The sequence below is a fragment of the Nocardia sp. A7 genome, from assembly GCF_046549215.1.
Taxonomy (GTDB): domain Bacteria; phylum Actinomycetota; class Actinomycetes; order Mycobacteriales; family Mycobacteriaceae; genus Nocardia.
The window spans coordinates 114,318-135,500 of the sequence record NZ_JAJPWE010000004.1 but is presented as its reverse complement, the minus strand read 5'-3'; the positions used below and the strand labels follow the sequence as shown (position 1 = coordinate 135,500).

The 21,183-nt window shown below is 64.7% G+C and carries 21 protein-coding genes; 7 read left to right on the top strand and 14 right to left on the bottom strand.

What is annotated here, in order from left to right; genetic code table 11:
- Window positions 1-150: 150 nt before the first annotated feature.
- Window positions 151-972 carry a helix-turn-helix domain-containing protein gene (locus tag ACLJPD_RS22540; RefSeq protein WP_410874674.1) on the top strand — a complete coding sequence of 274 codons (822 nt, stop codon included), beginning with the start codon at window positions 151-153 and terminating at the stop codon, window positions 970-972.
- A 1,018-nt stretch (window positions 973-1,990) separates the two neighbouring features.
- Here the strand turns inward: ACLJPD_RS22540 and ACLJPD_RS22535 are convergent.
- The 7 genes from ACLJPD_RS22535 to ACLJPD_RS22505 form a co-directional block, all read right to left on the bottom strand.
- The gene (locus tag ACLJPD_RS22535; RefSeq protein WP_410874673.1) at window positions 1,991-2,161 is read right to left on the bottom strand and encodes a hypothetical protein; all 171 of its coding nucleotides are present in this window, start codon (window positions 2,159-2,161) and stop codon (window positions 1,991-1,993) included.
- Window positions 2,133-2,294: a hypothetical protein gene (locus tag ACLJPD_RS22530; protein WP_410874672.1), complete on the bottom strand. Its 162-nt coding sequence runs from the start codon at window positions 2,292-2,294 to the stop codon at window positions 2,133-2,135. Before ACLJPD_RS22530 ends, ACLJPD_RS22535 begins: the two co-directional genes overlap by 29 nt.
- Window positions 2,295-2,439: 145 nt before the next feature.
- Window positions 2,440-3,081 (bottom strand): hypothetical protein, encoded by a 642-nt coding sequence (locus tag ACLJPD_RS22525; protein ID WP_410874671.1) that lies wholly within the window; start codon window positions 3,079-3,081, stop codon window positions 2,440-2,442.
- Between the two features lie 242 nt (window positions 3,082-3,323).
- Window positions 3,324-3,704 carry a DUF6907 domain-containing protein gene (locus ACLJPD_RS22520; RefSeq protein ID WP_410874670.1) on the bottom strand — a complete coding sequence of 127 codons (381 nt, stop codon included), beginning with the start codon at window positions 3,702-3,704 and terminating at the stop codon, window positions 3,324-3,326.
- A gap of 335 nt (window positions 3,705-4,039) precedes the next feature.
- Window positions 4,040-4,885 (bottom strand): SAM-dependent methyltransferase, encoded by an 846-nt coding sequence (locus tag ACLJPD_RS22515; protein ID WP_410874669.1) that lies wholly within the window; start codon window positions 4,883-4,885, stop codon window positions 4,040-4,042.
- A gap of 812 nt (window positions 4,886-5,697) precedes the next feature.
- The gene (locus ACLJPD_RS22510; RefSeq protein WP_410874668.1) at window positions 5,698-6,264 is read right to left on the bottom strand and encodes a Scr1 family TA system antitoxin-like transcriptional regulator; all 567 of its coding nucleotides are present in this window, start codon (window positions 6,262-6,264) and stop codon (window positions 5,698-5,700) included.
- A 33-nt stretch (window positions 6,265-6,297) separates the two neighbouring features.
- Window positions 6,298-6,792, bottom strand: a complete 495-nt coding sequence (locus tag ACLJPD_RS22505) for a DNA-directed RNA polymerase subunit beta (RefSeq protein WP_410874667.1) — start codon at window positions 6,790-6,792, stop codon at window positions 6,298-6,300.
- A gap of 742 nt (window positions 6,793-7,534) precedes the next feature.
- Here ACLJPD_RS22505 and ACLJPD_RS22500 point away from each other — a divergent pair.
- Window positions 7,535-8,935 (top strand): hypothetical protein, encoded by a 1,401-nt coding sequence (locus ACLJPD_RS22500; RefSeq protein ID WP_410874666.1) that lies wholly within the window; start codon window positions 7,535-7,537, stop codon window positions 8,933-8,935.
- On the opposite strand, the gene ACLJPD_RS22495 is transcribed toward ACLJPD_RS22500, so the two are convergent.
- Both ACLJPD_RS22495 and ACLJPD_RS22490 read right to left on the bottom strand, forming a co-directional pair.
- Window positions 8,899-9,459, bottom strand: a complete 561-nt coding sequence (locus ACLJPD_RS22495) for a GNAT family N-acetyltransferase (RefSeq protein WP_410874665.1) — start codon at window positions 9,457-9,459, stop codon at window positions 8,899-8,901. The genes ACLJPD_RS22500 and ACLJPD_RS22495 overlap by 37 nt on opposite strands.
- Window positions 9,460-10,209: 750 nt before the next feature.
- Complete coding sequence (locus ACLJPD_RS22490) at window positions 10,210-11,004, bottom strand: alpha/beta hydrolase (RefSeq protein WP_410874664.1); 795 nt, start codon at window positions 11,002-11,004, stop codon at window positions 10,210-10,212.
- 327 nt (window positions 11,005-11,331) lie between these two features.
- On the opposite strand from ACLJPD_RS22490, the gene ACLJPD_RS22485 reads away from it, so the two are divergent.
- Entirely contained in the window at window positions 11,332-11,946 is a 615-nt protein-coding gene (locus tag ACLJPD_RS22485) for a hypothetical protein (protein WP_410874663.1), read from the top strand.
- 21 nt (window positions 11,947-11,967) lie between these two features.
- On the opposite strand, the gene ACLJPD_RS22480 is transcribed toward ACLJPD_RS22485, so the two are convergent.
- From ACLJPD_RS22480 to ACLJPD_RS22470, 3 genes are all read right to left on the bottom strand, one after another.
- Window positions 11,968-14,103, bottom strand: a complete 2,136-nt coding sequence (locus ACLJPD_RS22480) for a B12-binding domain-containing radical SAM protein (protein WP_410874662.1) — start codon at window positions 14,101-14,103, stop codon at window positions 11,968-11,970.
- Window positions 14,104-14,215: 112 nt separating this feature from the next.
- Window positions 14,216-14,989, bottom strand: a complete 774-nt coding sequence (locus ACLJPD_RS22475; protein ID WP_410874661.1) for an endonuclease/exonuclease/phosphatase family protein — start codon at window positions 14,987-14,989, stop codon at window positions 14,216-14,218.
- Complete coding sequence (locus ACLJPD_RS22470; protein ID WP_410874660.1) at window positions 14,986-16,065, bottom strand: aldo/keto reductase; 1,080 nt, start codon at window positions 16,063-16,065, stop codon at window positions 14,986-14,988. Before ACLJPD_RS22470 ends, ACLJPD_RS22475 begins: the two co-directional genes overlap by 4 nt.
- A 131-nt stretch (window positions 16,066-16,196) precedes the next feature.
- On the opposite strand from ACLJPD_RS22470, the gene ACLJPD_RS22465 reads away from it, so the two are divergent.
- The 3 genes from ACLJPD_RS22465 to ACLJPD_RS22455 are packed head-to-tail and all read left to right on the top strand — an operon-like array spanning window position 16,197 to window position 19,154.
- Window positions 16,197-17,630 carry a hypothetical protein gene (locus ACLJPD_RS22465; protein WP_410874659.1) on the top strand — a complete coding sequence of 478 codons (1,434 nt, stop codon included), beginning with the start codon at window positions 16,197-16,199 and terminating at the stop codon, window positions 17,628-17,630.
- Between the two features lie 9 nt (window positions 17,631-17,639).
- Window positions 17,640-18,695 (top strand): asparaginase, encoded by a 1,056-nt coding sequence (locus ACLJPD_RS22460; protein ID WP_410874658.1) that lies wholly within the window; start codon window positions 17,640-17,642, stop codon window positions 18,693-18,695.
- Window positions 18,696-19,154: a PPC domain-containing DNA-binding protein gene (locus ACLJPD_RS22455; protein WP_410874657.1), complete on the top strand. Its 459-nt coding sequence runs from the start codon at window positions 18,696-18,698 to the stop codon at window positions 19,152-19,154.
- 759 nt (window positions 19,155-19,913) lie between these two features.
- On the opposite strand, the gene ACLJPD_RS22450 is transcribed toward ACLJPD_RS22455, so the two are convergent.
- Window positions 19,914-20,273, bottom strand: a complete 360-nt coding sequence (locus ACLJPD_RS22450; protein ID WP_410874656.1) for a hypothetical protein — start codon at window positions 20,271-20,273, stop codon at window positions 19,914-19,916.
- A gap of 138 nt (window positions 20,274-20,411) precedes the next feature.
- Window positions 20,412-20,570, bottom strand: a complete 159-nt coding sequence (locus ACLJPD_RS22445; protein ID WP_410874655.1) for a hypothetical protein — start codon at window positions 20,568-20,570, stop codon at window positions 20,412-20,414.
- A gap of 418 nt (window positions 20,571-20,988) precedes the next feature.
- Between ACLJPD_RS22445 and ACLJPD_RS22440 the strand changes: the two genes are divergently transcribed.
- Complete coding sequence (locus ACLJPD_RS22440; protein ID WP_410874654.1) at window positions 20,989-21,168, top strand: hypothetical protein; 180 nt, start codon at window positions 20,989-20,991, stop codon at window positions 21,166-21,168.
- The last annotated feature ends 15 nt before the right edge of the window (window positions 21,169-21,183 follow it).

Below are 21,183 nucleotides of genomic sequence, written 5' to 3'. Positions count from 1 at the left end.
GCGTGCGCCTTGGGGCTGCCTCCCCGGCAACCGGATTCGATGACGACGCCGCCCAAGCGGTTGCCGGTGTCTACCCATTCTGGTAAGAACGAACCATCACCTGGGGGATAACCGTTCAACATAACTTTTTTCGTTCTGTCATGGAAGACCTTGAAGGAGGGGGCTCCGTTGAGTCGCGATCCCACGTCTGGCGCACAATCCGATTCTCAACACTCACTACCGCTGACCGTCCCGACCCTGGGACACACCTGCCGATTGATCCGTGAGGAGCGCGGTTTCACCCGCGACACCGCCGCCGCACACCTCAGTGTCAGCCGCAGCTACCTCGCCGACATCGAACGAAACCGCCGCACACCTACCGAAGCTTTCCTCGACCACATCATCATCGGCTATGACCTCGACCCCATAACGGCGCGTCACCTGCGCGAATTACGCGCGACAGCGGTCGACCTCGAGCCCACCGCGGTCTTGCGCGAGGCCGTGACCACCAACACGGCGCTGATGGCTCACCTGCACCAGCGCAGCGACCTCGCCGCCTACGTCGACTCCGCTTGGACTGTCTTGGCCTGCAATGATGCTTTCCAGGCCGCCGCACTCGGCCTTGGGCCCGGAAAGTTGATGCCGGTGTGGATCTTCTCCGATACCGCCAAGAAGATCTTGCCGAACTGGCCCCACGAAGCCGACCTCACCACCGCGATCGTCCGGGGCATCGCCGGCCGCTACCGAGACTCCGAACAAGTCCAAACCCTCTTCCACCACCTACGTCCCGTCACCGAATTCCAGAACCGCTGGAACGATGGCGTGCACACCGCCTACGGTCGCGACCCCAGCGATCTCACGGAAGTCCACCACCCTGTCACCGGACGGACCGCCTCCTACAGCCTCACCCTCACAGCCCAGAGCGAGAACGTCTTCCTCCTCATTCTGTCCGAGCAACCAACCAGACCACCGGATCCGACTGAGACAAAATAATTCCCGACACGCCGCCCGACACGCCAAAGTGGAGTCGCTCGACCCACCAGACCACACGGTCTTATTGATCTTGGTCGCCACCTCGACCTGACGGCACAGCCTCGCCATTGATCAGCCGACTACCTCGGTCGGCTACCAGGCGGAGTACCTTGCCACAGCGGAAAACCGGCGAACCCCGCGACCCGCGTTGGCCATTCCTCCGAAAAATTTGCTGGTGCAGCGATACATGGAATGGCAAAATGCAACCGCAGCCACGCTATTAGTAGGGAACGACATTCTTCGATAATCGGTTTACCAACTGGAGCTGACTATGAACGACGCCAGCGGCACTGTGCCCGAGTTCGAACCTCGCGCGCCCGAGACATACGAGCAGACTTATCCCGTCTCCGTCGGGGCGCTGGCCGTGCGCAAGTCTGAGCGCTGGTATCTCCAACAGTTGCGTGCTGGTCGCTTCCCCGGTCACAAGGCCGGCCGTAGCTGGTACCTCACCGCCGCCGACATCACCGCCGCCATCGAGGAAACTCACCGACCATCGACCGGCCGTCGAAAGCCTCAGTCAGCCAATCAGATCCGACCAACCTCAACTCGGCCAGCCCGACGCACCCGACACCGCCGACCGATTCCCCGCCAGAATCGATGACACACAAACCCACACCTCTGCATGCGCTCGCACGAACTCTTGGTGACCGCTACATGCTCCAGCCTGAGCCTCGCCGGGCGCTGCACCGAACAGGGGCAGTCTCGAACTGCCTGGCCCCCAGATCAGAGAGCTCGAGCCGACCCTGACTTCGACGCACAATTGTGAACGTAATCGACTGCGGCACAACAGGTCTCACTCGCTTGAGGGCAGAACCACCGCTGGCGTCGAGGGTTTGGCCCGTGATCCACCGGACGTCGTCGCTGACGAGGTAGAAGGCGATATCAGCGGGGCGGCCTACGCGGCCGAGGGCGCCGTTGGACGAGGCTTCGCGCTGACCGTCGGGTTGTCGATGAGCCAGGCGTTCATATCCGTGAGTACCTAACCGGGGGCGACGGTGAGGCCGCGCGGGCCGAGGGGCCGGGCGAGGACGCGGGTGAAGCTGTCGATGGCGCCTTTGGTCATGGTGTCGGGGATCGCCAACCGGGTGACGGCGAGGACAGATTCACGACGCGGGCCGCCGTCACGGAGCCGGTCGAAAACGCCTTGCACCAGGAAATGGGGCGCGGACAGTGGTGGCGACGAGGGTGTCCAATTCCGCGGGCGCCATGATGTCGACGCCTTTCATAAGGGTCATGCCCGCGTTGTTGACCAGGATGTCCAGGCCCGCGGCTGCGTTCTGCATAGAACGTCACCGGGGCGCTGACTTTGCGTGCCATCCCGCTGGCCATATGTGCCGAATCGCGGGCAGGAGCCTGCGGCGAAACCAGCGACGTTGCCGTCCCGAAACGGCCGCCGCAGTTGTTGCTTGCTTGTCACGGGCGGGTAGTTCAGCGGTGTCGCAGTCGGGGCCGCCGCGTGGCGGTCGCTGGCCTGGGGCTGTCGGGTGCTGCAGGGCTGGGCACACTCTGGTCGCGATGATCGTCGACGAGGACGGCGAAATCGTCAGTTGAGCAAGAGAACTCGGCCAATGCCTGGTCCCGGTCGAGCGGGCTGATCCGGCGAGCATCGAGTGAGGCCAACTGGTATCCGGCATCGTAGAGCGCGGGGACGGCCACCTCGGCGACCTGGCGCATGAACTCGAGGTCTGGCGGCTGGGAAGGACCGGCGCCGCCATCGCCGTGTTGCACCATCACCCCGCGCCGTCGCGGGCTGCTCACATCCAGCCACAGCTCCTCGCCATCGGCGGGAGCGCGCATCGCGATACCAGCCTCGGTCAACACCCGGTCGATCCTCGCCATCAACGACGGCGCGGCCAACGCCCGGTCGGCCTCTTCGGCCAGGCCGAAGTCCGCCAACTCTGCTCGGATCTCCTCGGGTGTCACCCCGTTCTCGATAGCAAAACGCACCCCGTCCATGAGGTAGTAGTCGGCTTGGAGAAACTCCTTGATCACTCCGGTCAGATCCTCGCGCGCGCTCTCGCGCCGCTGCTGCGGTGAGGAGATGGGCAGCTCCGGTCTCGCTTCCGTCATGACCCGACACTACGGCCGAAACTCTGACCGTGCATCCGAGGAAATGTGAATTGCGTTATCCCACAACCACAGTGGTTCCGTTTCCGACGATCGAGTCCAGGTCCATCTGCTGATCGGCGACGCCGCGCTCTACAGCCGCCTGGCGATCCCGAGACGATGCACGCGAGACACCCCCAACTTCCAACAGACCGTCGGCAATCGCGGCACGCAGGTCGTCTTCGGTGCCGATGACCACGCAACATTCACAAAGTATCCATATGGATACCCGCTGCCCCGAGGTCCGAGCAGTCCAGCAAGTGAGCGATGAGCTTGCACGCCTCATCACCTTCCAGTTCCGTCGCGATCGATTGCACGACCATGTACAGCGAGACACGACGTGAGCCGTTTTCTTCGACCGCACTCACCCGCGTGCCGATCGTGACACCTAAGCCATCGCGCCCAGGGACCACGATCGCCAGGTAGGGTCCACAATGTTCGAGACCGTCTTCGGGACAATCAGGGTCGGGTTGGCGGTGTCCCTCGCACCACGAGGGACAAGTGCCCTCGGCCGGTTCCAGTCGCAAGTCCGCGCTACGGATAAGCATATTTGCCACCGCGCGAGCATCGGCCACCGTCAGTTCCACGACGGCTCCATGAGGGTCGACCAGTTCGATAGAACACTGTCGGCTTTCCGCCCAATCGCGGACGCAGAGCCGCACAACCACTTTACGAACTACGCCTATGAATACGACCTCGGCGACCTCTGTCACCAGCGCAGGACCCCAGTGTGTCCAGCAGCCGACGTCGTCCACATCTCGCGCCGAATGCTCTACGCACCATGGAGGGCACGAAAGATCAATGGCCACAGCCACTCCCCACATCAATAGAACCACTAATTTCGGGCCGGCAACTTTAACTGTATCGCCGAACCATCACACTGAGGATCCGATTGACGCCGGTTCCGGTTCGGTCCTGTCCTCTACTGCTGTCGTTGTCCGATGGCGGCGTAGGCGCTCAGGTCCCACGCCGCGCGATGGCGGGGCGCGGTCGCCGACACCCGCCGAATACCGTCGTCGCCGTCGCTCTCGCTGTTGTCGTCGTCGCGGTTGAGGGTGGGTGCCCACCGGTGCGGGGCGATCAGATCGGGTACGACGAGCTGGTACCCGGCGAGCATGGCCGTGATCTCGTCTCGTCCGCGTGGGTGGAACGGGATGCCCGCGCGGCGCAGGGTTTCTACGGCGGCTTGGATGTGGTGGGGGTAGAACTCGTCGGTGATGTGAGTGAGCACGATCCATGTCCCGACCGGGAATTGGTTGGTCAACGCCGCGAGCACGGCGGGGGCGTCGCTGATCCATTCCGCGGTGCCCGACACGCACACCGCCACCGGTGCCGTCATGTCCATCACCGTGGTGATGTCGCTCAGGATCGCGTCGGTATCGGTGATATCGGTATCGGTGAAGAACCGAGTAGGCGGTTCGTGCAGCATCGCGCGACCATGAGTGGCCGCGAGGATGTCGGGGTCGACGTACAACGTCCGAGCAGTGCTGTTGTGTTGTTCGGCGATGTCGTGAATGTCAGGGGTGTGGGGCAGACCGCACCCGAGTTCGACGAACTGGGACACCCCGTGATGATCGGACAGGTATTCGACCGCGCGCCGGGTGAAGCGACGGGATTCTGTGACCGCGGACCTGAGCGTGCTGCTCGACAGGTTCTCGGCTAGCGCCTCGTCGGGTTCGTAGTGGTCTTTCCCGCCCAGGAAAACACTGTGCAGGCGTGCGGGGGTGGGCTGGTAGGGGTCGATCAGGTTCGGTGGGCGGGTGGTCATGGTGGGGGCTCCTGCCGCGTCTGCGACGGAAGGCCCCCGACCAACTCCGGTGCCCCGTGGCGAGGGGCGCACGGTGTGGGAGTTGGTCGGGGCCTTCCAGTGTTGCTGGTCAGTGGGTGGTGTGGGTGCCCCCGGAGGTCGGTTGGGCGGCCTCCGGGGGTTCCCCACCCTCGAACCGGCGCGGCTCGGGGGGTCGCCGCTGGTTCGAGGTATTCAGGTGGTCTGTAGCGTCGGCGCCGTGCCCGTGGCGGGGCGGTCGCTATCGACAAGGTTTGGTGGGCCCCGGACATCGCGACATCGCCGGGTACGAGTCCGGGGCCGCCTTCACGCGGGCCGTGGTGAGGTGTCTGGGGTCCTCACCGGGCGCGAAGGCCATTCAATCGGTCGGAAGATGCCTGCTGATTGCGTAGGTCAGGGCAGTAAAAGCAGTCGCTCATGGGGAATTAGGTTGGTTTTGTGGGTGTGCCGAGGCGGGTGTGGGCCGTCAGGGCAACAGGTAGAGCCGCTCAGTCGGCAAGCGCGGCAACCCTGCGCACATCCCGGACACGACCGCGACGGTGCACGGTCGGCGCGCACCGACCTCCTGGACGAACACGAGCGCGGCCGTGAGACACGCCGCGAATTCGATTCGAACAGTGGCGAATTGGACGAGTAATCGGATGTCGGGTTCCTCGGGGCACGGTGACCGGGGCGGGGGTGTCATCGGGGTAGCGCTCGCTCGGCGGCGGTGAACAGCCATCGGGTGTGTGGTGTGTCCGCCTGCGCGGTGGCTGGTTGTGGGTGGTTCACGGTGCCCCCTGGGTGCCGGGTGGCTAGTTGGTGGTGTGGGTGGACAGGGCGCGCGTGAGGATCGCGCGGGCGTCGTTGCCGTAGGCGGCTTGGGCGGTGAGGAGTCGAAAGCTCCGGTCGGCGTGTTCGACGTCGCGGCGTCTGCGCGAGACCGATACGCCGAAAAGTTCTTCGGTATCGACGCAGACCTCTTCGCCTTCTGCTCCCCAGACTCTGAAATGCCTTATGGGAGTGACGAATCGGGCGTCGAGTGGAATGATTCCGATCTCGACGTTTTCTTTGGTGGCTGCCGCGAGTAGCGCGTGAATCTGGGCGGTCATGACGTGGGCGCTTCCCACGGTGCGCAGCAATGCGGCTTCGCCGATGAGCCAGTGGTACCGGCTACCGGGCAAATCGAGTGTGTCTTGATCTTCGATGCTCTCGGCAACGCTTTCCTCGATATCGGGGTCGTCCACCCCGATGGCGTGTCCCTCGGCGACGATGTAGGCGCGCAGGTAGCCGGGTGTACGTATCGGGTCCGGCACGATGTCTGGGTGGTAGGCGCGCTCGATGCGCGCCCAGTGGCACGGGTTGTCGTCGCGGGCGGACATTGTTTTCCTTTCGGCAATCTCTTCTGGGCAAGGTCAGTAGGGGCCGTGATTGCGCGGCTTGGCCGCGTCCAGGACGTGGCGCACACAGGCCAAGACCGTGCTCCCGGAGGGCCGGAAGGGGGTGGTCGCGGGGACTATCCACGTTCGATGGACGTGGTGGTCCGGGCTCGGGGACGGCAACACGATGTTGCCGTCGCGGACCACGACCACGTGCGCGCGCCAGAGTTCGGCGAGTGCGACGGGGTCACCGATCGGGCGCATGTCGGCGGTACGAATCAGGTAGGACCATGCCCGCGCGCGAGGGTGGCCGATGATCGGGCACGGTCCGACGTTGCGGCGATGCAACTCGACCTTGACCCGCTGGGCGAGGTCGGTCGGCATCATGACCGCACCGGTCGATCCGGCCGTCATCATGATCTGCCCTGTCACCGTGTCTACGAACGTCGGCAGGCTACAGATTCGCCGGTAGAACATGCTGCGTGAGAGCGGCGAATCTTGTAGGGAGGCAGGTATTTTCGCGTATGTCATTGCCTGCTCCTCGGGTGGAGTGTGGCTTGGCATCGCGGTGGCGATAGCGACGATGCGGTGGATGCCTGTGACCTCGCATTCGAAATCGGCAGGCGACGTAGGAACGACCGAGCAGCCCGCGCACGCTCGGCAGCAGTTGCGACCTGGCCGGGGACCTCTACACGAACACGATCGACAGGTGCTGGACCGAACTCAGCTATGTACTGCCCGGGGATTCGCTTGGGCAGCGACATGGGACGAACCGGCCTGATATGGGCGAGAAGCAAGAGAAGCGATAGCCAGTCGATCGAGTCGAGTTCGCCGATGAGATCCTGCCAGGTCATTGGGCCCGTCCTCTCGTTTGAGTCGTTCTATGCACCGTTGAATTCGGGCAGTTGACCAGTCGAATGCCGAATTTCGTTGCACGACGGCGGATCTGGGCCTTGACCCATTCCACCCGAACCCCGGGTATCTCCGGGTTCAGGTACCCGATCACGTGCGGTGTGCTCATCGAGCGCCTCTCTCATGGTCTGGAAGTGGGCACGCTGCTGAGGAACCAAAGGGGGCGATGGCTCGACCGCAGCAGCGCGCCGGTTTCGAGCCTGCCGTGCCCGGCCGCGGTCAGGAAGTGCAGAAACCCCCCGCAGAAATCCCCGCAGGTTCGACTGTCAACCCCGCAGGTTCGCGTGAAACCCAGTGGATAGGAAACCGTTCGGATTACTCTCAGCGGCAACCAGTTCCACGGCTACATGGGGGGCTACCGATGGGCGCACAGCGGCACCGCAACACCCGGCTCAAGGCGCTGATCGACGCCCGCGGGTGGTCTCAGCAATTCACCGCCGAAGCGGTCAATGCGGCTGTTGGTGTCGCTACCGGCCGTCCGGGGCTCTATACCGACGAGTCGATTCGGCGGCTGCTGGCCGGTCGCGTGACGTGGCCTCCGCGCCACTATCGGCAAGCTCTGCAAACTATTTTCAAGGCTTCCGACCCCGCGATGTTGGGGCTGTACAACCGGCGGGCAGTCACCCCGCAACTTCCCGCCGCACCGATCAGAACACCGCCAGCGCACCTACAGTGGGAGGCGTCCGCGCCCCTACTCCCAGGAGAGGACGACGTGCATCGTCGCGATGTGCTGCGCCTGGGTGCCGCCGTGCCGGCGGCGCTCGCTCTCGACCAGTTCGCCCCCGGTGGCCCACACGCCCCGGATCTCTTCGAAGACACCACCGCGTGGGAACCCCCTCCCGCGCTCACCGGCCACATCCTCGACCGGGTGGAGGCGGTCCTGTCCGCCACGCTGCTCCTCGACGACGCGGTAGGCCCGCATCGCGCCCTGGACATCGCCTCGGCCGAGTATCGCACCGCCGACGCCCTCGTGTCCGGATGCGGCGACACCGATCCGTTGCGCGGCCGTTTGCTGGGCCTGCGATCGAATCTGGCCCGGTTCAGTGGCTGGCTGCTCTTCAACCTCTGCCGGTACCCGCAAGCCGCAGCCGCCTACGAACAGGCACTCGATGACGCCCACCAGGCGCAGGACTCGACGCTGGCCGCGATCACCCTCTGCCAAGCCTCGCACCTGGCGACCTGGCGCGGGAACGGCCGACGCGGGGTCGATCACGGCGTCGCCGCCCAACAATGGGCCGCGCAGACCGGGGACCCGCGACTGCGTGCGTACGCCGCTGACGTGACCGCTCGCGCCTATGCCGCGACCGCACAACGCCGCGAATGCCTGGATCTGCTCGACGGCCTCACACGCGACCACGGCGCGGCCGTGACCCCCACCGAATCGCCCGCCTACTTCTACGACGACGGCCTGGCCGTGTCCACCCTCGGGCAATGCCTGCTCACCCTCGGTGAGACCGCGGCCGCGGTCGACGCGCTCACCGACGGAAACAGCGGCATCGCAGAGGAATTCACACGTAACCGCGCGTTCAACGCCGTCGATCTCGCCGAAGCACACCTCGGTTCCGGCGATGTCGACGCCGCCGCGGCCGCCGCCCGCATGGCCGCCGAGCTGACCGCGACCAACCGATCACCCCGGCTGATCGCCACGCTCACCGATGTGCGCACCAAGATGTACCGGTGGGACAACGCCTCACCGGTGCGCGAACTCGACGCCGCCTTGCGCCGCTACCGGCTTCCGGTCCCCGCCAGTTCTCGTACGTAGACGTCGAACACCGGTGATGTCCAGCCCGTGCCTGGGGGACTGTCCTGTCGGCCGACCAGATCCCACCCGGTGGCGGCGTAGAACCTGGCCGAATCCGTTAGCGCCGGAATCACTCCCAGGCTCGCGCGCGCCTCGCTACGCCCGGCCAACAGAACCTCCATCAGCTGGGTGCCGATGCGGTGTCGCCGCCATCTCGGGCTGACGCCGATGTCGATGACGGCGATGGTGCGCCCCTGCCATTCGGTGGTGAATCCCTCCGGAACCGGGTCCCGCAGCCCCTCCCACCACCGGCCCGACGTCAACCCGTACCCGTAGGCGAACCCCACCAGCTCGCCGGCGCGGTCCGCGAGCGCGCACCCGAAACTCGGATCCGCCAGCATCCGCACCATCGACCCGCGATGCTGCGCGGGAGACTCGGCCACATTCGGCGGCTCACTGAATACCTGCTGGTACAGGGCGCTGATCGCGTCCAACCGTTTCGCGGCCACATCCGCGGTCACCGCCTGCACCGAAACCTCACTCACACCGGCGAGGATAGGCTTGTGCCGCCACGTCAGAACAGACAGGTCCCACGGTGCATAGTCCACATATTACTGAAATAGCCAGGTAGGCAACACATTGCGTTGAACGACAACCGTCTCGACTCAAACGACCCAGGGCGTACCGGCCTTCTGGTGTCGACGCGAGAAGTCCGAAAAGCGGCTCCGGTGACCAATGGTTACCGGCAACAACATCCAATGTACAGAAAGTACATCTGACCAGGTAAAAAGGTGGGCCTAGGAGGACTGGTGCAGCATCCGCAGTAGCCGACCCAGTTCGGCAATCGTCGGTAGCGCGTGGCCTGCCTGCGGGTAGTAGCACCAGAAGGTCGGTACCCCACGCTCGGGCGACGCAGTTCCAGTTTCCCGCCGTCGCTGCTGTGCTATCCACACTCACCGAGTGGGGTGTGCGCTTCATTCGGACCGCTGAGGGTGATCCGGTTCCGTGGGCCACAGCGTTGAAGGCTCTCGACTAACTGCGCGCAATCCCGTCGGCCGATTTGACATCCGTATCCCAACCGGGCTCGGTCATCGACCACGCAGTCGACACCGAGCCAGCTGCCCTCATGAATGATCACCTGGTTGAAAATCAAGGTCCTGGCGCCGATTGTCACTGGGTCGCCGGAACTCTTGTGCCTCTTCAGCGCATCCCTCAGCCGAGCTTGCTTCGGGTAGCCCACTCACCCACGTACACGAAGTCGCTCAGCACAACCTTTCCGTACAGGTCCCTGGGGATCACAGGTGGCCTTCGTGCTCGCTGGTCAACCAGTCCACTGTCACCGTGATCGCCTCATCTTCACGTGCGCATGAATCGAACCCGTGATCCGATCCGACAACAGTGTGCAACTGAGTCCCCGGTCGCTTGGCGACGGCATCGGCGGCCACCTCATAGGAAACAGCGGTGTCTTGATCGCCATGCACAACGAGGGCTGGCACCTGGGAATTCACTAACACCTCAAAGGGATCGTGAACGGTGAACTCCGAGAACAGAACTCGCCCCAAGTCGAACGCCCCGTCCACAGCCAGGGATCCGGTCTTTGCCAGGTCCTCTAACTGGTGGCGGCCGAAATTGTCCTGCCCCCACGGCAGCTCGGGCTCCAAAAAGGTGCGTCGCAAGTCCAGCACCGGGTTCCATAACACAAGCCGATGCATATCGTTGCTGAGCCACGGCAACGAAAGCGCAGTCGCCACTGCCCCGAAACTCGCTGCGACCACTGACAGCGGACCGCCGAACCGTGCGCGGATGGCGTCGAAGGCGGTCTGAAGATCGAGGCATTCACCAGCAATGGTGACACCGCAAGAACTACCGCCACTACCGCCATGCCCGCGGAACGAAAACCTCATCACATCAAAGCCCGCAGCGGTCAGCTGGTCGGCAAGCCGAACGAACATCCCACCGCCTTCATCCATGTCGACAGTGATCCCGTGGACCAACAGCACCGCGCCCCGCCGAGGGCCGGGGGCTGCAGAGTCGGTTGCTGCCTCGATCGCGACGCCGTCTGCTGAGTTCAAAATCAGTTTGCTTGTCATGGTCCCCATCTCGTGCCGCGCTCTACGTTGCCCACAATGCGTCCATGGTCTCGTGCATAGCCGGTCGAGCTCAATCTGCTTCGCTTGCGAACGCCATATCCAACAACGCTGGCCTTGACCGCCCGACCGCGTATGGACTCCGCATCGGAGAGGCCGAGGTCGACCGGAATAACCAGACCCAGAACGGGGGTGACCCGCGGACCCCCGTTGCAGCTAGGCCGGGAGATCGACCGGGCTGGGATCGGCGACATGCTCGCGAAGCCCAGACATGGCTCGACGCGCACCTTTTTGCCTCGCCTGTGATCGTCGGTGGGTAGTCTGCTTGTCGTGACGGCTTCTCCGGTTCCCTCGACGTTGGATCTGGACGCGATTCTGGCTGACAGATGGGCTGATCCAACGGTATTTTCCGCTGCCGAGTATGCGCGCGCCGAGCAATTCTGGCACCAGCGCCGCAACCACGATGAGCGCCTCTTACGACTGAGATCCCAAGCTGCGCAGATGATTCGGGACTGGACCGGGCGGCCGTCTCGCGATGTCGGCTCGTTCGGGTTGCAGCTGAATCTGGAGTCCAGCGATCTCGACTTGGGCATCGGCTACCCCGTCGCAGCACGCGATCGGCTCCTGGCCGCGCTCGCTCCTCACACCCAGTTCAAGGGGGAACGCAAGACCCGGTTCTCGACGTCGCGATTGGTGTTCTCTTTCGAGGTCGAAGATGTCGAAGTCGACCTGAGCGCGTTGACCGAGGAAGACTTCGCCGTGTCATGCCGGATGCTCGGCGAGATCGAATCCACCATGACCGAGCCGGAGCGGGTCGCACACACCTGGGTCAAGCACCTGCTGCGCAACGCAGGTCGCATGGAGGACTACGCGGTCTGGAAGTTGTGCACGTATGCGCGGTTCTGCCCGGAGTTCAACTGGGTCCCCATCCCCGAAAAGGCTTGACTCGCAACGGTTTTTGCTGTGTCAGGTGCCGCAGGGGTCTGCGGCGTTGATCAGTTCCCATCCAGTTCTTGCCTGCCAGCGCGTGAATTCGGCGTCCAGGAGTAAGTGATCGGTGGCGGGCAGGGCGGCTTCGAGTTCGGCAACCGCAGTGCTCATCTGGTCGATGAGCACTGCGCGTCGAGCTTCCATGCGTGCGCGTACCTGTTCGCCCATCGCGTCCAGCGAGACCGTGTCGACGGGCGTGCGGGTGAGGATGTCGAGCATGTCGCCGAGCAGGGCGAAGGCCGCGCTTTTGATCACGACGCGGGTACCACGTGCGGCGTGGCGGGCGGGACCGTCGAGAACCTTCTCGAGCGATTTGAGGGTGTAGTCGAGGGCGAAGTTGGAGTCGACCCACAGCTGGGCGTGCCGAGACAGCAGTCCGATCCGCCGGTCGGCGAACTCGGCGTCGAGCCGACCCATCGACGGGCGCGTGTCCCCGGCAAGCCCCGCTGCAGCGACTTGTTTGGTGTAGGCGGCGCCGATGAGGCATTCCATCGACACCATCATGTAGGAGATCGCTGAGCAGAAGGGGCGGCCGGTGCTGTGGGTGGCGATGAAGTCGGGATCGGCTACGCCATCGACGATTTCATCGACCGACAGATGCGGCAACGGTTTCAGGATGAGGTCGGTGCGGGCCTGAAACGCGACCGTGGCGCGAAACTCGGCTTCGGTCATCAGGTGGTCGAAGGTGATGTAGGTGAAGCGGGTCGGCACGCCGAGGGCCGAGAGCGTGCGGATCGCGAGCGCGTTCTGTTCGCTGGTGGTTTCCTTGTTGAACCGTTCCAAAATCGAGGTCACGCCGGATTCCACCCCGAACAAGCACCGCCGCAACCCCTTCGCGCACAGCGTGCGCCACATGTGGGCGCGGTCGATGTGCCATTGTCGGTCGGTATCGGTGCGCACGACTTGGTCGATGCGGCAGGAGGTTTCCCACCGGAACCGGTGCCGGTCGAGCACGTCAGCGACTTCGATCGCGCGGTCGAGCGCGTCAGGGCCGCGGCCGATGAATTCCTCGTCGACGAGGTAGAGGGTGCGCCCGATGTGAGGGTGTCGGTCGAAAACCTCGCTCATCGCCTCCACGATCGTCGGCAGCGCGTCGGCTGCGATACCCGACCAGCTGCCCTTGTGTCCGCGCGGGCAGAACGAGCAGAAGTTCGTGCAACCGCGGGATGCTTCCAGCTGCGCGACCCCGTGATGGGCGAAGGTCGCGGCGAGCAGGTCCAGTTCGGGGAAGATGTCGGTGCGTGCCCGGTTGGGGACGACCGCTGATCTGCGATAGCGCCCCACTGTGAGGGCGCCTTCGCCGCGCGCGGCCCCGGTGTAGCCGATGCCACGGATCTGGTCGAACTCGATGTCGCGGTGGAAGTAGGCAACGGTGTCGGCGACGGTCGGCTCGCCCGCACCACGCGCAACAATCAACCACGGCCAACGCTCCAGTAGGAGGTGCTCGTTGCGGGCTGTCAGGCTGCCCCCGACGAGCACGAGTGGACGCTGGGGCATGGTGTCGATCGCGTCGAGGAGTTTGACCAGCAGGTCGTGTTGGCCGAAGGTCGCCGAAATCCCGACGATATCGGGAGTTGTGGTCGTGATCGCGGCGGTGATGTCGTCGAGGGCGACGCCTAGCTGCATGTCCATCAGTGTTGTGTGCCCGCTGAGCGTGGTCCGCGCGGCGCGAGCGAGATCGCTGATCGCCAGCGGGAAGCGCGGCAGCGGGAAGTGCTCGGGGTGGTACAGCGCCGCGAGCAGGAGGTCGGGTCGGGTCAGCCGGTGCACGGCGACCGGGCTGACAATGGCGGTGCTCACCCACGATCCGGTATCGGCGAGGCTGATTCCTTCGCGCGCCCAGCTCGGCCAATCACGCTTGCCCAGAGCGGTTCCCGACAGCTCGGCGACCGTCCATCGGTCGGGGTCGTCGTGTTGGGCCAGCAGCAGGCGGTGCTCGACGGTGCCGGTGACAACGACCCGGGCGGGCGTGGTGGTGGTCAAAGCCGCGCGCAGCGGGTTCGGTTCGCTGGCGTGCAGGTTTGGTAGCAAGGAAGCGGTGGTGGAGACGTCACCGCCGACGCGGGCGACGATATCGAGAATGCGTGTGGAAACAGCGCTGGTGAGGTCCATGAGGATCGCCGATCTAAGGAGGTGCGGGACCGGATGAGGGCGCGACGGGGCACAGCGCGTACCGAGCAGGGTTTTGTCGGGCGCTGAAGAGGAGGTGGAGCGGGATAGGGGCTTAGCTGGCCAGGGTGAGGATCATTGCCGAGTGGTCGCTGAGCTCGTTGTTGCGCGGGCGATGCTGATACCTGCACTCGTGCACCATGTTTCGATGCGCGGCGCTGACGAAGGCGTGGTCGAATCGGTAGCCGTTGCGGGTACCGTCAGCGCTGGGTCGGCCGAGCCAGGAGTGGTCGATGAGGTCGGGGTGTTTGAGCCGGAAGGCATCGACGAATCCGGCCTCAGCGAAGCTGCGGTAGAAGTCGTACTCCCAGGCCCCGAAAACCGAATAGTGCGGTATATGGCCCGGTTCAACGACATTGAGGTCACCGGCGACGATCACCGGAAGCGAGGGAAGGGTTTTCGCGAGTCCGGGCAGGCATGTGGTGACCGAGTGTTGGAAGGCGCGTTTGGCGACGTTACGGAACGGGGCGGAGCCTCGTGAGGGCACGTATACCCCTGTGAGCGCGAACTCGAAACCACTGGCCTGTTTGACTCGTGCGAGCGGGAACCGGTGCGGGGACACCGCGATGTCGACCTGCACGGGGTCGAGCACCCCACGCGCGGCCAGCAACACCCGGTATCGGTCATCGCCAGGGTCTGGCAGGTGCACGCGGTAGCCGGCGTCGCGCAGTTGCCGGGCGGTCACGTCGCCGGCCGCGCCAGCTGAGACCTCCGTGAGCACGATCGCGTCGGCATCGACACGGGTCAGCCACGATACTTGCCGTCCGGCACGCGAGGCGGACGCGTGTTGGACGTTCCAGGTCAAGACCCGCACGCCGGACTGGCTCATGACCAGGCTCCCACCGGTGTCTCGTCGACGAACACCTCACCGGACGCGTCGAGTTGACGCTGCACGTCGGCCATGATCGCGCGCACCCGCTCGATCACCTCGTCTTCGGGCCGGTGAGCCATGCCGGCGAGGTTGACCTCCACCTGTTCAGAGTTGGCGAACCCGACCAGGACCGCGGCGTTGGCCGAGCGTGCCAAACACGACCACAGAGCGACCCCGATCACATCTTGCGGTCGATCGCCAACCAGGGCGCGGACCTGGTCGAGGCCGTGCTCGATCAGCTCGATCGCCGGGGGCGTGAACCAGCGTTTGCGGGCACGGTGATCAGCGGGCCCGAATATCCGTGCGACCGCGTTGGTGTAGCTGCCGGTCAACAACCCTTGCGCGAGTGGCTTGTTGATCAGCACACCGCAGCCGTGTTTCTCGGCGAAGCTGAAAATGCTCGTCGACCGCGACTGAGGGGTGAGCAGGTTGTCGCGCACCGCGAGCACCTGGGGGCGGATCTGGGCGAACAAGTCGCGGAATTGAGTGTTCTTGTCCGCTTTTGGGCCGCTGGCGAGACGGTCTGGGGCATAGCGATGCGGGCCGCGCATACCGATCGCGCGGATCAGGCCCTCGTCGAGGAAGCTGTGCATCGTCTCCACCGCCAGCCCGAGCCGGTGGTTGCCGGGACCGAATTCGCTGTGGTGGAAGAAGTACACGTCGAGGTAGTCGGTATTGAGGTTGTCCAGGCTTTGTTCGAGCTGGCGGCGCATGTGGCCGGGGTCGTAGCCGTGCGCGGCTGTGCCCGCGAAGTAGCCGACCTTGGACACGAGCTGGATCTGTTCACGCCGCACTTGGGAAACCAGCCGCCCGATACGCCGTTCTGATCGGCCGTGACCGTAGATGTCGGCGGTGTCGAACAAGGTAGCCCCGCCCTCGAACGCATGCTGCAGCCCCGCCAGCGCCGCCGATTCCGGGACTTCCCCCCAGCCCATCGGCAGACCCAGGTTGGTGTCTGGACCGCCGATCGCCCAGCAGCCAACGCCCATGCCTGAGACTCGAATTCCGCTGTCGCCCAACGTCCGAACAATCATCCGGCTTCTCCGTTCGTAGTCGAGGTGTTGGGTTCCAGACTCGCGTATTCGCCGATGTCAGGGAATGGCGTTGTGTGGGGGTGGTGTGGGACTAGCGTGGGCGTAACCACACTCCTACAGGGGACGACATCATGGTGATGGGTCGGGGATGGACTGGGTTCGACGCCGCCGCACTACAACGCGCTACCGGCCAGTCGGTGCGCGAATTCGCCGAACGCCTGGGCGTGGACCCCAAAACCGTCAGCAACTGGCGCTCACGCGGACACAGCGTCGAACTGCGTTCGCTCACTACCGAATTGCTTGAGATCACCCTGGGCCGCGTCAACAGCGAGCAGCGCGCCGAGTTCCTGCGCATCATCGCCAACCCGTCATCGCTCGACACCGAAACCATCATTGACAGCGAATCACCGTACCTGCCAACACAATCCGGGGTCGACGGTTGGGCCGTACACACCCCGGCTGGCCGGTTCTATCCCGGCGCGAGCACCCCCACAGTCCTGGTCTCGGCGCAGATTAACGCCGGACGAGTTCTGGCCAGCACCGACGCGGGGTTACTCCAGCATCCAGTGCTGGCACGTCCACAACGCGGCCTCGTTGTCGCCGTCGCCGTCGCCGCTGAGGAAACACCGAACTACTTCGCACTGGATCGCCGACGAGTCCGCGCCCGACTCGCCGCATCCAATCCTGGTGCGCCGATACTGATTCCGACCGCGTATCGGCTCGACGACTTCAGTTACGCGATCTTGTGGGCGGTGACCAACCTCGATGACGCACTGCTCGACGACGACGCGGAACTGAGCGCGGCCGAAAACCGGCTGGTCGCGCACGACCCCGCCGCCACCGTCGAGCATGTTGCCGCCCAGGACTCCGCGCTCTCGACAGTGTCGCGGATGTGGCTCGGTTCGCACTACTGCGCCCGCCATATCCTGGCCCACCTCGACCAGCTTCGCGACGCACCCGCGATTTGGACTCGTGAGCAACGCGGCGAGGAAGCCGCGACCTGGCTGTTGTTCGCCCACAAATACCGCTACCTGGCCACCACGGCGGCACGATTCGCAGGCACTGGCACCGAGCAATGTCGAGTGTTCTGCATTCCCCCCGACGCGGTCGCGGCGTCCAAACGCGCCGAACGCGTCCTGATGCTGCTCGCGGCCGCGCTTATCGAATCCGTCGACATCACCGTGGTGGTGTGTAGCGAACCGGAATACACCGCCACCCATGGCTTCGTGCTCGACCCCGGCCGTCGTGCGATCGTGGCCAGTTGGGCAAACACCGACCACGTCCGCGTCGATGTCACCGATCACCGGCCTACCCTGCGCGAGTACAGCGACGCCACCGGCTGGGCACGCGCCCACACCGTCCTCGCCGCCGCCGAGCCAGGCCAACGCCTGCGCCACTTAGCTGACTACCTCGAGCTGGACTGGACCTGGGTCACTACCCGCGCGCGCGAATTCGCCGATACCGGCGCCGCTGGATTGAGCCCGCCACGTAGCCGACTGCTCACGCTGACCGGTGTGGATCACGCATGCCGATTTCTCGGCGACCTCGCCCACCAAGGTCGCTAGGCTCGCTGGGTGACCGAACCCGAAAACCGACGCCGCGTGATCGTTTTCGGTCTCGGCGGCACCATCGCCATGACATCGACCACTGCCGGCGGCGTCGCGCCCACCCTTTCGGCCGAGGATCTGGTTGCCGCCGTGCCGGGCCTGCTCGAGACAGGCATCGAGGTCGACGTGGTGAATTTCCGACAGGTGCCCGGCGCGAGCCTGACCCTCGCCGACATCGCCGCGCTAGCCGAGGCCATCGCCGACCACGTCACCGCGACAAGCCCGGACGGCGTGGTGGTCACCCAGGGCACGGACACGATCGAGGAAACCGCCTACCTGCTCGATCTACTGCACACCCTGCCCACACCGGTCGTGGTGACCGGCGCTATGCGCAACCCGAGCCTGGCCGGAGCCGACGGGCCCGCGAACCTGCTCGCCGCGATCCAGACCGCCGCGCACCCGCGGACCCGCGATCAAGGCTGCCTGGTCGTCTTCGCCGACGAAATCCACGCTGCGCGTCGAGTCCGAAAATCCCACACCACGAGCCTGGCCACTTTTCAATCACCACATGGCGGCCCACTGGGCTACCTCGTCGAGGGCACACCGCGCCTGGTCAACCGGCTGGCGCACCGACTCATCATCCCGGCACGCCCCCGCGGCAACACACGCATACCGATCCTGACCATCGCCCTGGGTGAGGACGACACCATGTTGCGGATGCTCACCAGCGACATCATCGACGGGCTGGTCATCGCCGGATTCGGCGCCGGACACGTCCCTGCCGACCTCGTCGCCGCACTACAGTCGCTGGCGGCGACCGTGCCGGTCGTACTCGCCTCACGAACCGGGTCCGGCTCGGTACTGCACTCGACCTACGGTTTCCCTGGCTCCGAACGCGACCTTCTTGACCGCGGAATGATCAGCGCTGGGCACCTCGACCCGTACAAGGCCCGAATCCTGCTGCACGCCTTGGTCGCCGCCGACGCCGACCACGCAACTATCGGTCGAGCGTTCGGCGTCGCGGGCGGATACCACGATGATGAATCATGGCCGTGGGCAGCAACTTCCAGCGAGGAGGGATAGATGCGGAGCCACGAGCTCACTCTCGGACGCAGCTTCGGGCTCGTCTTCGACCACGGAGAAGACTTCTTCGATACCCTGGCCACATTCTGCCGCGACCACGGGCTCCGTCAGGGCTTCATTCCCTCGTTCATCGCCGGGTTCAGCGAGGTCGACATCGTCGGCACCTGCGATCGACTCGACAACCCAGCGGCGCCCGTCTGGTCGAAAGTCCAACTCACCAACGTCGAAGCCTTCGGCGGGGGCACCCTGGCCTACGACCCCGACACCGACACTGTCTCGCCGCACATCCATGTCGCGGTCGGGCTCAAACAGCAAGCGGCCACCGGCTATACCAGTCACCTACTCGCCGCGACCGTCCAATTCCTCACCGAGCTGATGATCATCGAAGTCAGCTCACCAACCATGACCCGTCACCGCAATCCCGACCTGTTCGATGTACCCCAACTGCGATTCGGCTGACCGGACACCCTCGTCACGCAACACCGCGCTGTCCGACGGCCTTGCTTCCCGATCCTCAAGGCCGTGTCGAGCAGGTCGATGCGAGCCAGTGCCGGGCAGTGGGTGCGCTGGTTGTAGATGAGGTTGGCCTCGGTGGGGCGTGGTGGCTCACAAGCAGATACGGGGTATCGGCGGTGAATCCCCGATCCAGTTCGCCCAGCGCTTCGGCCGGGCTTGGAGCCTGATCGACTTGCTCCCGGGTCAGGCCGGTCTGCGCCGTCACCGCCGGGGTCACCGGGGCGAACTCCGGTGGCGGATCAACGATTCGAACTTAACTCCCGATTGGCCCGATGCGCCGACGTTGGACGTACTCATGTATCGGCTCGACCGGTAGAACCCTCACACCAGCGTGGTCGAGTGCCGGGCTCTGGGCCTGCTGGAACAGACAGGGCGACATAACCTGCTGTGTATAGAGCTGTGGATAGCGTGGGGATAAAAGGTATTTCGCTTGTGCACAAGTAGTGCACAACTTCACGAAAAGCCATCCACACGTCGCATAAGCCCTGGTCGATGGGAGATCTACCCGCTGACTTACATGTGAGTAGTTTCGGTCGGGCGTCCTCGACTTGGCCGCAGCACCATCTCATCGAACGGCCAGAAACGTCGCTCAGCGAGGCACCGGACCGCGCCTCGAAGCCCAACCGCGACTGTCCAGCGTCTGGGGTCGGTACAAGTCGGCGCGACGTGTACCGGTCGCCGACATCGATTCCAACCCGAATCTCACTGCGCGGAGTCGATCGGGGTGGCGCTGAATCCGGTGTCGCCGACGGTTATGACGCAGGGCCTCGCGGCACGGTCGAGGTCGTGCAGTGCTTCGGCGAGGTGAGTCGACATCAACGTCATCCACCACTCCCATGCCGGTTCCGGAGCCACACCGCGCTCGGCTTCTTCGGCGATATGTCGATAGTAGGCCCGCAACTTGCTGTCGGTGACGGCGAATTCCACCGGAGGATTCAGGAGTTCGCCGCCGCGGCGGACGATCCGCAAACGGCCGTCAGGGCCGCTGGATATCTCCAGTCCCCAGCCGGTGCCGACGGTGATGACTGATTCGGACAGTTGTTCGATGGTGGGGTCAGCCACGGCATCCGCCTCCTGGATACGCTATCTGGCTCAAGGACACCGTTGAATCAGAATGCCCCGAACTCGAACGAGTTCGGGGCATTCGTCATTGGGTAATCGGCCGCGCATTGGCTTTTCGTAGCTGTTTGGTTGGCTCCGTCATTCTACGGGATGGGCGGGATTGGGAGGTTGGGCGTCATGCCAGCGTTTGCGGAGGATGGCAAGACCGCGGTCGACGTCGGCAAGGCGTTGCAGCACAGCGGGATCGGCGGGGTCGTGGCCAGCGTCGACGAGCGCGTCGCGCAATTCGGGCGTCATGCTCGGTTAGACGCGTGCGGACCGGTTGGGGCTCCCGGCATTTCGGACGACTTCCAACAACCCTGTCCTCGACTGTCCGACCGCGTACGGACTCCGGATCGAAGATTCCGACGTCGACCGGAACGACAGACCCATCTGTGGAGGCACTACACCTACTAGGCCAGCCGCATGGAAAGGACCGGCGCCAACATAGCGGACTGACGCAGTCACCGTGTCCTCGCACCGAATCTCACACCGTATTCCTGACCGATATGCCGGTCAGGAATACGGTGTGCCCCACTACGCTGATGGCCGTGGTCCCCGATGATGGTGATCCGATCCCGACCGAGCAGGCCGCGATCGTGGCGTTGGTGATCGATCAGATCGAACCGGACACCGACATCACCGCTGAAACCTGCACCGTGCCTTGGTCGCCGACATGGTCGACCCACCGAGCTTGCAAGAAGTACGCACCGTGCTCGATATCCTCGCGATGCCGCACGTCGGTTTCTCCCCCGGCGAATCCTCGGGCGCAGTGCTGAACCGGATGCGGGACATGCTCGAGGATGCCGAGAGCCCTCCCCCACCGCTCGTCTTCCGAGGCGACGAGCCGTACTGACTCGGCGTTCTGGTC